A 10,570-nucleotide genomic window follows, 5' to 3' on the forward strand; every position below is an offset into this window, starting at 1 on the left:
CGCGCGGGGCCGAATCGACCCGCACGGGGCGCACAACGAGCAGGGGCCCGGGAAAACCCCGGGCCCCTGCTCACCTCACCGGCGTCGACGGCGTCAGCCGCCCAGCGGCAGACCCTTCACAGGCAGCCCACCGGCAGGCAGCCCACCCTTCGTCGCGGTGGCCGCCGTGCCGCCCAGCAGCCCACCGGCGGACCCGGCCGCCTCACCCGCGGCGCGCTGCACCACCGGCGCCGCCGTGTTGACGGCCTTGCCGCCGGTCCGGCCCGCGGCCGGCACCGCCGACTGGACCGCCGCGCCGCCGGTGTGGCCGAGGATCCCGGTGACGTGCTGCGCCGCACCGTCGGCGGTGTGGGCGGCACTCGCCCCGTCCAGGGCGGTCAGACCGCCCAGGTTCGGGGTGGTGGCCGGCAGCGTCTGGGCCGCGCCGGCGGAGCCGGCCGCACCGACCCCGGCAGCCGCTCCCGCTGCGACGAGCAGCGCGGCACGGGCGATCCGGCGGGTCAGGGGGAGGGACATGATGCTCCATTCGACGGGAGGGAACGTGATCGCCGTGACTACCGCTCGAAGCCCGCGAAGGTTGCGGAGACCCTCGGTAAAGAATTGATAACGCATCGCATTATCGGGTGTGGATAAAAACGGGCAAAGGGCGCCGGGGGTGAGGCCCCGCAGAATCCTTACGGCCCGGTGTTCCCAAGGTGTTTCACACATGCCCGAGTGACCGTGCGGAAACGTGGCCACACCACGTACGCGTCCCGTCCCGGCTGACCCGCCGGAGTGAGGTCCCGAACTACTGCCCGGTCACGATCCGGACCGACCCCGCGGACTTCTCCGCGCCGCCCGTCCCCTGGGGGGACGTCGCCCGCCACTGGCTGTCGGTGCTCCCCGCGGCCCACTCCCGGCCGGCGTACGACACCCGCTGGATGTGCAGCGCCGAGGCGTTGGCGACCGCCCAGTGCGCCAGCTGCCAGCCGCGCTCGCTCTCGGTCCGCCCCGACTTGTCCTTCTTCTTCCCCTCGGGCACCGGCACGGTCACGGTCCGCCCGTGCGCCGTGGCGGTCACGCTCGGTGTCGGAGCCGGCGACTTGGCGGACGTCCCGCCCACCTCGGCGCCGGCCTCCTCCACCGCGTCCCGCCCGAAGTCCCGCACCAGCGCGGTCCGTACCGCGTCCGGGCCCGTCGCCGCCGCGTTCACGGTGGCCGCCGGACGCCCGTCGCAGGTCAGCGTGGCCGCCGCCTGCCCGGTCAGCGCCGCCGCGAGCAGCGAGGCGTCGGTCTCGTGCTTGGCGTACGCCTCCGGGTAACCGCTGCGCTGCACGCGCTGGGCGGCCACCGTCAGCGGCAGGGTCTCGTAGTCCGGCACCTTGGCCAGGTGGGCGTAGAACATGCCCGCCGCGTACGCCGGGTCCAGGATCTGGTCCTTGGTGCCCCAGCCCTGCGAGGGACGCTGCTGGAACAGGCCCACCGAATCCCGGTCGCCGTGCTGGATGTTGCGCAGCCCCGACTCCTGGATCGAGGTGGCCAGGGCGATGGCCACCGCGCGCTCGGGCATACCGCGCCCGGTACCGACGGCGGCGATCGTCGCCGCGTTCACCGCCTGCTCGGGCGTGAACTCGTACGACGTGTCGTCGCTCCTGCCGGAGACGACCTTGCAGCCCTCGGCGCCACCGCCTCCGGTGACGTACTGGACCACCAGGTAGGCGCCGACGGCGCACAGGATGAGCAAGCCCGAGACGAAACGCAGGACACGGCCGCGACGCTTGGGGCGGATGGGGGACGGCTCTGGCACGCGTACAACATACTGGAGAGTACGAGCCGCCCACCCCAGGTACCGAAACCCTGTGAAGCAGCCCTCAGGGTGGCGCGCGCTAGGGTCGAGGCCATGGCCGACACCTCGCTTGACCTCACGCTGGACGCCGCCGTGCTCACCGCGCGGCTCGTCGACTTCCGTTCGGAGAGCGGTACCGAGAAGCCGCTGGCGGACGCGATCGAGAGCGCGTTGCGCGCGCTGCCGCACCTGACGGTCGACCGGTACGGCAACAACGTGGTCGCCCGGACGGACCTGGGCCGTCCGGAGCGGGTGATCCTGGCCGGCCACATCGACACGGTCCCGATCGCCGGCAACGTCCCCTCCCGTCTCGACGAGGCCGGCGTGCTGTGGGGCTGCGGCACCTGCGACATGAAGTCGGGCGTCGCGGTCCAACTGCGCATCGCGGCCACCGTCCCGGCCCCCAACCGCGACCTGACCTTCGTCTTCTACGACAACGAGGAGGTCGCCGCCGACCTCAACGGCCTCAAGCACGTCGCCGAGGCCCACCCCGAGTGGCTGGCGGGCGACTTCGCGGTCCTCCTCGAACCCTCCGACGGCGAGGTCGAGGGCGGCTGTCAGGGCACCCTGCGCGTGCTGCTGAGGACGAAGGGGGAGCGCGCGCACTCGGCGCGCTCCTGGATGGGCTCCAACGCGATCCACGCGGCCGCCCCGATCCTGGCCCGCCTCGCGTCGTACGAGCCCCGCCACCCCGTCATCGACGGCCTGGAGTACCGCGAGGGCCTCAACGCGGTCGGCATCTCGGGCGGGGTCGCGGGCAACGTCATCCCCGACGAGTGCGTGGTGACCGTCAACTTCCGGTACGCGCCGGACCGGTCCGAGGCGCAGGCGATCGAGCACGTCCGTGAGGTGTTCGCGGACTGCGGGGTCGCGGAGTTCGTGGTCGACGACCACAGCCCCGGCGCGCTGCCCGGCCTCTCCCACCCGGCCGCGGCGGCCTTCATCGAGGCCGTCGGCGGCACCCCGATGCCCAAGTACGGCTGGACCGACGTCTCCCGTTTCTCGGCCCTCGGCGTTCCGGCGGTCAACTACGGCCCCGGCAACCCGCACTTGGCGCACAAGCGGGACGAACGGGTGGAAATCGGGAAGATCCTGGCCGGTGAGGAGCGGCTGCGCACCTGGCTGACGAGCTGACCCGCATGACGCCGCTGCGCGCCCGACACGCCGACGTCCCGCGCATGTAACCCGGGTGGATCTACGCTGAAGCAGATACACCTGCAAGCGGAGGGAGCGCATATATGCCTACCGGGAACCCCGAGGGGAAGAAGGTGCCGCCGGACGAGCAGCGCCTGGGACCGGTCCTCCGACGGCGCGGCCAGGTGACCGCGAGCACGACGGACCAGCGGCTGCTGGACGCCGGAGGCCCCTCCGACTGGGTCCACACCGACCCCTGGCGGGTGCTGCGCATCCAGTCGGAGTTCATCGAGGGCTTCGGCACGCTCGCCGAACTCCCGCCCGCGATCAGCGTGTTCGGCTCCGCGCGGACGCCGGTGGACTCCTCCGAGTACGACGCGGGGGTGCGGCTCGGCCGCGGTCTGGTCGAGGCGGGCTGGGCCGTGATCACGGGCGGCGGCCCGGGTGCGATGGAGGCGGCCAACAAGGGCGCCCTCGAAGCGGGCGGCGTCTCCGTCGGCCTCGGCATCGAGCTCCCCTTCGAACAGGGGCTCAACCCCTACGTCGACATCGGCCTCAACTTCCGCTACTTCTTCGTACGGAAGATGATGTTCGTGAAGTACGCGCAGGGTTTCGTGGTCCTGCCCGGCGGTCTCGGCACCCTCGACGAACTCTTCGAGGCACTCACCCTCGTCCAGACCCAGAAGGTCACCCGCTTCCCGATCGTGCTGTTCGGCACCGCGTACTGGGGTGGTCTGGTCGACTGGCTCACCAACACCCTGGTCGCCCAGGGCAAGGCGGCCGAGAAGGACCTGCTCCTGTTCCACGTCACGGACGACGTCTCGGAGGCGGTGGCCCTGGTCTCGAAGGAAGCGGCCCGCTAGTGCCGCGGCACTAGACACCGAAAGGCAGCGCCCGAACCCGCCCGCGCCGCGCTCGCCACGGCCGGGGCGGTCGGCCGGGCGCATCCTCCGCCCACCCGGCCCGGTCGGCCCAGTCGCGTGAGGACTCGGGGTCCGGGGGCAGAGCCGCCGGTCCGGGGTACCGCCGGGTTCGCTCGTCCCGCCAGGTCGGCCCCGCCGGCTTCGGGGTCGGCCGAGGCGGCCGGGGGCCCGGGCCGTCGGTCCGGGCCTGGGCTACGTCAGCCCGCGGCGGGCCACCGCCGGAGGGCGGTGCCCGGCGATCGACGCCACCATGTCGAGCACCTGCCGCGTCTCCGCCACCTCGTGCACCCGGTACACCTGCGCCCCCAGCCACGCCGACACCGCCGTCGTGGCCAGTGTGCCGATCACCCGCTCCTTGACCGGCCGGTCCAGCGTCTCGCCCACGAAGTCCTTGTTGGACAGCGAGACCAGCACCGGCCAGCCCGTCGCGACCAGCTCCCCGAGCCGCCGCGTCGCCTCCAGGCTGTGCCGGGTGTTCTTGCCGAAGTCGTGCCCGGGGTCGATCATCACGGACTCCCGGGGCACCCCCAGGGCGACGGCCCGCTCGGCCAGCCCCAGGGTCACCCGCAGGATGTCGGCGACCACGTCGTCGTACGTCACCCGGTGCGGCCGGGTACGCGGCTCGGCCCCGCCCGCGTGCGTGCACACCAGCCCCACCCGGTACCGCGCCGCGACCTCCGCCAGCCCCGGGTCGACCCCGCCCCACGCGTCGTTCAGCAGATCCGCCCCGGCCTCGCAGACGGCCTCCCCGACCGACGCCCGCCAGGTGTCCACGCTGATCACGACGTCCGGGAAGCGCCTGCGCACCTCCGCGACGAACCCGACGGTCCGCCGTGCCTCCTCCTCGGCGGTGACCTCCTCGCCCGGGCCGGCCTTCACCCCGCCGACGTCGATGATCGCTGCCCCCTCGGCGACCGCCTGCTCCACGCGCGCGAGGGCCGGCTCGTCACGGAAGGTCGCCCCCTGGTCGTAGAAGGAGTCCGGAGTCCGGTTCACGATGGCCATGATCACCGGCTCGTTCGGCCCGAATTCCCGCCTGCCCAGCCTGAGCATCCCCTGTGACCTCTCGTAGTAAGTCCCTCGGTACGGCCGCCTGCGACCCTAACTGTCAGCCTCGCATGGCACGATCGGACCCAGACACATTCGACACCGAGCTGCATCGAGCCGCTTCATCGAGCCTGGGGGCCACCGCGATGGTTATGTTCCTGTTCCTGGTCGTCGCGCTGGCGGTCGTGGTCGCCGCGGTCACGCTCTCCGTGGTCGGCGGCGGCGAGAGCGGACCGTTGCCCGAGGTGGCGCCCGAGCGCCTGCAGGACCCGCTGCCCCCGGACCGTCCGGTGCACCGCGGGGACGTGGAGAGCCTCCGCTTCCCGCTCGCCCCGCGCGGCTACCGCATGGCCGACGTCGACGACGCGCTCAGCCGCCTCGGCGCCGAACTCGCGGAGCGCGACGCCCGGATCGCCGACCTGGAGACCGCGCTGGCCGGCGCCCAGTCCGCGCCGCGCACCCCGGGCACCTCCCTGGACAAGCCGGAGCGGGAGGACCGGCCATGACCGACGGAGCCGCCCTGGCCGGCCCGGACGGCAGGCTGCGCTGTCCGTGGGCCCTGTCCACCGCGGACTACGTGGCGTACCACGACGAGGAGTGGGGCCGCCCGGTCCACGGCGACGACGCCCTCTACGAACGCCTCAGCCTGGAGGCCTTCCAGTCGGGGCTGTCCTGGATCACGATCCTGCGCCGCCGCCCCGGCTTCCGTGCCGCGTTCGCTGGCTTCCAGATCGACAAGGTGGCCGCCTTCACCGACGAGGACCGCGAGCGCCTCCTCGCCGACCCCGGCATCATCCGCAACAGACTCAAGATCGACGCGACGATGGCCAACGCGCGGGTCCTGGCGGAGTGGGCGCCGGGCGAGCTGGACGAACTGATCTGGTCGCACGCCCCGGCACCGGGGACGTATCCGGCACCGAAGACCCTGTCCGACGTCCAGGCGGTCACCTCGGAATCGACAGCGCTGTCGAAGGCCCTGAAGAAGCGCGGCCTCCGCTTCATCGGCCCCACGACGGCCTACGCCCTGATGCAGGCCTGCGGCCTGGTCGACGACCACCTGGAAACCTGCGTCGCGCGGAGCGCCCTTTAGGGGCGCTGGGGGGCGCTGGGGGAGGAACTGCGCGACCAGCCACAACGCACCCGCAGTTCCCCCCGACCGTCACCGCCCCAGGTACTTCGGCTTCTCCTTGTTCACAAACGCCTGCACGGCGATCCCGTGATCCTCGGAGGCCCCGGCCCGAGCCTGCAGCTCGTCCTCCTTGTCCAGCGTCTCGTCCAAGGAGTGCGTGAGCCCGAAGGCCACCGCCTCCTTCAGTGCCGCGTACGCCACCGTCGGCCCCTCCGCCAGCTTCCGCGCGACCTTCTCGCCCTCGGCCCGCAGCTCCGCCGACGGCACCACCTTGTTCGCGATGCCCAGGTCGTACGCGTCCTGCGCGCTGATGCTCCGAGGGAAGAGCAGCAGATCGGCGGCCCGCCCCGGCCCCACCACCCGCGGCAGCGTCCAGGACACCCCGGAGTCCGCGGTCAGCGCCACCCCCGCGAAGGACGTGTTGAAAGCGGCCGTGTCGGCGACCACCCGGTAGTCCGCGGCGAGCGCGAACCCGAGCCCGGCCCCGGCGGCGACCCCGTTCACGGCGGCGACGACCGGCTTCGGCGCCCCGGCCAGCGCCCGCACGATGGGGTTGTAGTGCTCCCGCACCGTCGTCATCGTCTGGCCCGCCCCCGTCTCCCGGTCGGAGGCGAGCAGCGTGATGTGCTCCTTGAGGTCCTGGCCCACGCAGAACGCCCGGTCCCCGGCGGCGGTCAGCAGGATCGCCCGGACGGCGGTGTCGGCCGCCGCCTCCTGCGCGGCCTCCCGAAGGGCGACCTTCGTCGCGATGTTCAGCGCGTTCATCGCCTCGGGGCGGTTCAGCGTGATCGTCGCGAGCCCGTCGGTCACCTCGTAGAGCACGGTGTCAGTCATGGTGCGTCCCCTCCGTCGTCTGCGTCCTCGCGGCTGACGTACCGCTCGGTACGTCGAGGTCCGAAGGACAGCATGGCGGAGATCGCCGTCCGGGGGCCGGACCCGACGTGTGACCTGCGTCAAAGAAAACCGGAGCCGACTCGGTCGGCGTAAGGACACCCGGCGGCGAAGTATCGCAGCCACATCGCCGAATTGAGTGGTTTTGCTCGCGTGCGTTGCCCAAGCGATGCCGACTGATGTTGGTCATCGGGTCCTGAGATGCGGGATAATGGCCTGGAAGCAATGTGTTCGATGCCGGTGTCGCGTGTCCCCTTCAGGATCACGCGTGCCCTCCAGGGCCGTCGGTAGACGATGAGCTGTTGTCAGGAAGGGGAACGAGCATGGCGGCCATGAAGCCGCGGACGGGTGATGGCCCGCTCGAGGTGACCAAGGAGGGGCGGGGCATCGTCATGCGCGTTCCGCTCGAAGGCGGCGGTCGGCTCGTCGTCGAGCTGACCCCTGACGAGGCCGCGGCGCTCGCCGACGCCCTCAAGAACGTCGTCGGCTGAGCGTCAGCGACCATACCCTTTCGGGCGCCCCGGCATCGTAAGCGGTGCCGGGGCGTTGCCGTACTCCCGGTCTCCGGGCTATCGCTTGACCGCGCACAGCAGTCCGTCGCCCACCGGCAGCAGCGACGGCACCAGTTCCTGGGTCTCCCGGACCGTGCGCAGCAGCTCCCGCAGCCGCAGCACCTCGGTGGGCTGGGGACCGGAGTCGACGGTACGGCCGTTGGCGAAGACGCCCTCGAAGACCACAAGCCCGCCGGGGCGCAGAAGGCGCAACGATTCAGCGAGATAGTCGGAGTACTCCTGCCGGTCGCCGTCGCAGAAGACCAGGTCGTAGCCGGCGTCCGCGAGGCGGGGGAGTACGTCGAGGGCGCGGCCGGGGATGAAGCGGGCCCGGTTGCTGGCGAAGCCGCAGGCGCGGAACGCCTGCCGGGCGAACTGCTGGTGCTCCGGCTCGGGATCCACGGTGGTCAGCACGCCGTCCGGCCGCATGCCGTGCAGCAGATGCATCCCGGACACCCCGCAACCCGTGCCGATCTCGGCGACCGCCTTGGCGTCCACGGAAGCGGCGAGCATGCGCAGCGCGGCGCCCGTGCCGGGCGACACCGAGCGCAGCCCTGCCTCGCGGGCCCGGTCCCGTGCCCAGCGCAGTGCTTCGTCCTCGGCGACAAAGGCGTCGGCGAACGCCCAGCTCGTCTGCCGGTTGCCGGTAATGACCCTCTCCTGTCCCCGTGGTTGCCTGGGCGTGACTGTATCCGTTGGCACCGGGAACCTGCTGATGGGACCAGGCGTTTAGAGGGATGGAAGACAGGGCGGGGGGACACGAATGGATCACGACGGCGAGACGGTGGCCGATCACCCGCTGGTGCGGCAGGACAGGCCCGGCCAGCACAGATCAAATTCTCGTAAAACCGCTTATCCGGTGCTAACGGGCGAGGTGGCTATGGTAGGGGCTCCACTGGACACCACCAGAGCCGACAGGGGAGGTGCGGCCGCGCCTGAGGACCGGGGCGGAGTGCTGAGGCGCTTCCTCGGGTCGGCGGGCAGGCCGAAATCCGTGAACGACACCGCTGCTGACCCCAGCCACGCCGACGTGCTCGCCATGGGCGAGGACCGTACCGCGACCTTCTCGACCGACGCGGACGGGCAGGCATGGACTCCGCCCACGTGGGAGGAGATCGTCAGCACGCACAGCGGCCGCGTCTACCGCCTGGCCTACCGCCTCACCGGTAACCAGCACGACGCCGAGGACCTCACCCAGGAGGTCTTCGTCCGCGTCTTCCGCTCCCTGTCCACCTACTCGCCCGGCACCTTCGAGGGCTGGCTGCACCGCATCACGACCAACCTGTTCCTCGACATGGTCCGGCGCAAGCAGCGCATCCGCTTCGACGCCCTCGGCGAGGACGCGGCCGAGCGCCTGCCCAGCCGCGAGCCCACCCCGTCGCAGGCCTTCAACGACGCGCACTTCGACGCCGACGTCCAGCAGGCCCTGGACACCCTCGCACCCGAGTTCCGGGCCGCCGTCGTCCTGTGCGACATCGAGGGCCTGTCGTACGAGGAGATCGCCGCGACCCTCGGCGTCAAGCTCGGCACGGTCCGCTCCCGCATCCACCGTGGGCGCTCCCAGCTGCGCAAGGCCCTCGCGCACCGGTCGCCGCAGGCCCGCAAGGCCGAGCGCCGCTCCTTCGTGCCCCGTGTTCCCGCACTGGGAGGAGGGGGCGCGACCGCGTGAGTGGATCACGACCCAAATCCGCCGGGCGGCAGCTCGCGGAACAGCATCTGGGAGACCGACTCTCCGCCCTGGTGGACGGAGAGCTCGGTCATGAGACGCGGGAACGTGTCCTGGCCCATCTGGCGACCTGCGCCAGGTGCAAGGCGGAGGCGGACGCCCAGCGCGCGCTGAAGAACGTCTTCGCCGAGGCCGCCCCGCCGCCGCCCTCGGAGAGCTTCCTGGCACGCCTGCAGGGGCTGCCCGGGGGAGGCGACAGCGACGGCGGCTCGCCGTTCGGCGGCAGGGGTCCCTCGGGGCGCCGGCCCGACGGCGGGGTCTTCGGCGTGAGCCGGGACGACCGTTTCGAGTTCGGCTACGTCCCCGCCCGCCCGCACGACCCGGCGGCGGCCGTCGACCGGGGCTTCCGCATCCACCCCGTCGGGCGCCCCGACCACGACCGCTCCGCGTCGTTCGGCATGCGGTTCGCGTTCGTCGCCGCCGGCGCGGTCTCGCTGGCCGCCGTGGCTCTCGGCGGTGTCACCGCGGGCCTGCCCGGCTCCCCGGCTGCCGACGGGCGCTCCGCCGGCGGCGGCAATGTGGCCCCGGCGGGCACCGCGGGTGCGGGCACGGCCGGTACCACCGACTCGCAGCGCCGCCGTTCGGCCAGTCCACTGCTGTCCTCCGGGACCCTGCTCGGCGACGCCACCGCCGCGCCCGCCTCGGTGTCCGCACCGCTGCTGCCCGGGGTGCCCTCCCCGGCCGCCGCACAGCAGGTGCTGCGGGAGCTGACCGCACCGGTGATGGCCGGCGCGGCCGCGGTCTCCCCGCTGATACGACCGCTGACCGCCGCCTCGCCGTTCTCCCTCACCTCGTGGACCGCCACCCCCGAGGCGACCGGCGCCGCCCTGCTCGCCGCACCCGTCCCCGACACGACCTCCGCTCCCTCCCCCTCCTCCCACGCGGCCCACTGACCGCCTGGTGACGGCCCCTGCGCTCCGCCGCGGAACGCGTCGCCCGGAATCGGCTCACGCTCGTCCTCGGCTCCTCGGCTCCTCGGACTGGAACTGACAGAAACCTCACAGGAGGGGCACCACCCGGGTCCCCACTAGGCAAACAACCCGGAAAACCGGTCGTACACACGGAGTCGGACACCTCGGGACGGTACCGGTCGGACAGGTCCGCCGGGTACCGTGGACCCGGCCCGGACCACGGAACACCCGCAACAGCGACCGGAGGGCCGAGGACCGAGGACATCGCAAGGAGCTTCAGGTGTTCAATGACATAGGACCACTCGAGCTGGTGACCATCGTCGTGCTCGCCGTGCTCGTCTTCGGTCCGGACTCCAGCGCCTCCAGCGCCGCGAGCCGCTCCCGCAGCTCGTGGTTCTCCCTGGTGAGCTGGTCGCTCCGGGCGCGCGTCGAC

12 protein-coding genes are annotated in these 10,570 nt (G+C 72.3%); 7 read left to right on the plus strand and 5 right to left on the minus strand.

Translation table 11 applies throughout. From position 1 onward, the window contains the following. Window positions 1-93: 93 nt before the first annotated feature. Window positions 94-516, minus strand: a complete 423-nt coding sequence (locus tag ABZ646_RS10375; RefSeq protein ID WP_360515553.1) for an ATP-binding protein — start codon at window positions 514-516, stop codon at window positions 94-96. A gap of 271 nt (window positions 517-787) precedes the next feature. Continuing rightward, window positions 788-1,786, minus strand: coding sequence for a heavy metal transporter (locus ABZ646_RS10380; protein ID WP_360515556.1), 999 nt, complete (start codon window positions 1,784-1,786; stop codon window positions 788-790). Window positions 1,787-1,879: 93 nt separating this feature from the next. On the opposite strand from ABZ646_RS10380, the gene dapE reads away from it, so the two are divergent. Together dapE and ABZ646_RS10390 are read left to right on the plus strand one after the other, a co-directional pair. Further along, window positions 1,880-2,959: a succinyl-diaminopimelate desuccinylase gene (dapE, locus tag ABZ646_RS10385; protein ID WP_360515559.1), complete on the plus strand. Its 1,080-nt coding sequence runs from the start codon at window positions 1,880-1,882 to the stop codon at window positions 2,957-2,959. A gap of 104 nt (window positions 2,960-3,063) precedes the next feature. After that, window positions 3,064-3,822 carry a TIGR00730 family Rossman fold protein gene (locus ABZ646_RS10390; RefSeq protein ID WP_360515562.1) on the plus strand — a complete coding sequence of 253 codons (759 nt, stop codon included), beginning with the start codon at window positions 3,064-3,066 and terminating at the stop codon, window positions 3,820-3,822. A 252-nt stretch (window positions 3,823-4,074) separates the two neighbouring features. Here ABZ646_RS10390 and folP read toward each other — a convergent pair whose 3' ends face one another. After that, entirely contained in the window at window positions 4,075-4,935 is an 861-nt protein-coding gene (gene folP / locus ABZ646_RS10395; RefSeq protein ID WP_360515565.1) for a dihydropteroate synthase, read from the minus strand. Between the two features lie 140 nt (window positions 4,936-5,075). Between folP and ABZ646_RS10400 the strand changes: the two genes are divergently transcribed. Together ABZ646_RS10400 and ABZ646_RS10405 are read left to right on the plus strand one after the other, a co-directional pair. Further along, on the plus strand, window positions 5,076-5,435 hold the full coding sequence (locus ABZ646_RS10400) for a DivIVA domain-containing protein (protein ID WP_360515568.1): 360 nt from the start codon (window positions 5,076-5,078) through the stop codon (window positions 5,433-5,435). Then, complete coding sequence (locus ABZ646_RS10405; protein WP_360515571.1) at window positions 5,432-6,019, plus strand: DNA-3-methyladenine glycosylase I; 588 nt, start codon at window positions 5,432-5,434, stop codon at window positions 6,017-6,019. The genes ABZ646_RS10400 and ABZ646_RS10405 overlap by 4 nt, the downstream gene beginning before the upstream one ends. A 69-nt stretch (window positions 6,020-6,088) precedes the next feature. Here the strand turns inward: ABZ646_RS10405 and ABZ646_RS10410 are convergent, their stop codons facing one another. Further along, window positions 6,089-6,892 carry an enoyl-CoA hydratase-related protein gene (locus ABZ646_RS10410; protein WP_360515574.1) on the minus strand — a complete coding sequence of 268 codons (804 nt, stop codon included), beginning with the start codon at window positions 6,890-6,892 and terminating at the stop codon, window positions 6,089-6,091. A 380-nt stretch (window positions 6,893-7,272) separates the two neighbouring features. Here ABZ646_RS10410 and ABZ646_RS10415 point away from each other — a divergent pair, with 380 nt between their 5' ends. Continuing rightward, window positions 7,273-7,440 carry a DUF3117 domain-containing protein gene (locus ABZ646_RS10415; protein WP_069751535.1) on the plus strand — a complete coding sequence of 56 codons (168 nt, stop codon included), beginning with the start codon at window positions 7,273-7,275 and terminating at the stop codon, window positions 7,438-7,440. A 78-nt stretch (window positions 7,441-7,518) separates the two neighbouring features. Here the strand turns inward: ABZ646_RS10415 and ABZ646_RS10420 are convergent, their stop codons facing one another. Further along, entirely contained in the window at window positions 7,519-8,202 is a 684-nt protein-coding gene (locus tag ABZ646_RS10420) for an O-methyltransferase (RefSeq protein WP_360515577.1), read from the minus strand. 250 nt (window positions 8,203-8,452) lie between these two features. Here ABZ646_RS10420 and sigE point away from each other — a divergent pair, with 250 nt between their 5' ends. Together sigE and ABZ646_RS10430 are read left to right on the plus strand one after the other, a co-directional pair. Beyond that, window positions 8,453-9,169, plus strand: coding sequence for an RNA polymerase sigma factor SigE (gene sigE / locus ABZ646_RS10425; protein WP_360515580.1), 717 nt, complete (start codon window positions 8,453-8,455; stop codon window positions 9,167-9,169). Next, complete coding sequence (locus tag ABZ646_RS10430; RefSeq protein WP_360515583.1) at window positions 9,166-10,119, plus strand: zf-HC2 domain-containing protein; 954 nt, start codon at window positions 9,166-9,168, stop codon at window positions 10,117-10,119. The genes sigE and ABZ646_RS10430 overlap by 4 nt, the downstream gene beginning before the upstream one ends. Window positions 10,120-10,570: the final 451 nt, after the last annotated feature.

It is taken from the genome of Streptomyces sp. NPDC007162 (genome assembly GCF_040634175.1).
Classification (GTDB): domain Bacteria; phylum Actinomycetota; class Actinomycetes; order Streptomycetales; family Streptomycetaceae; genus Streptomyces.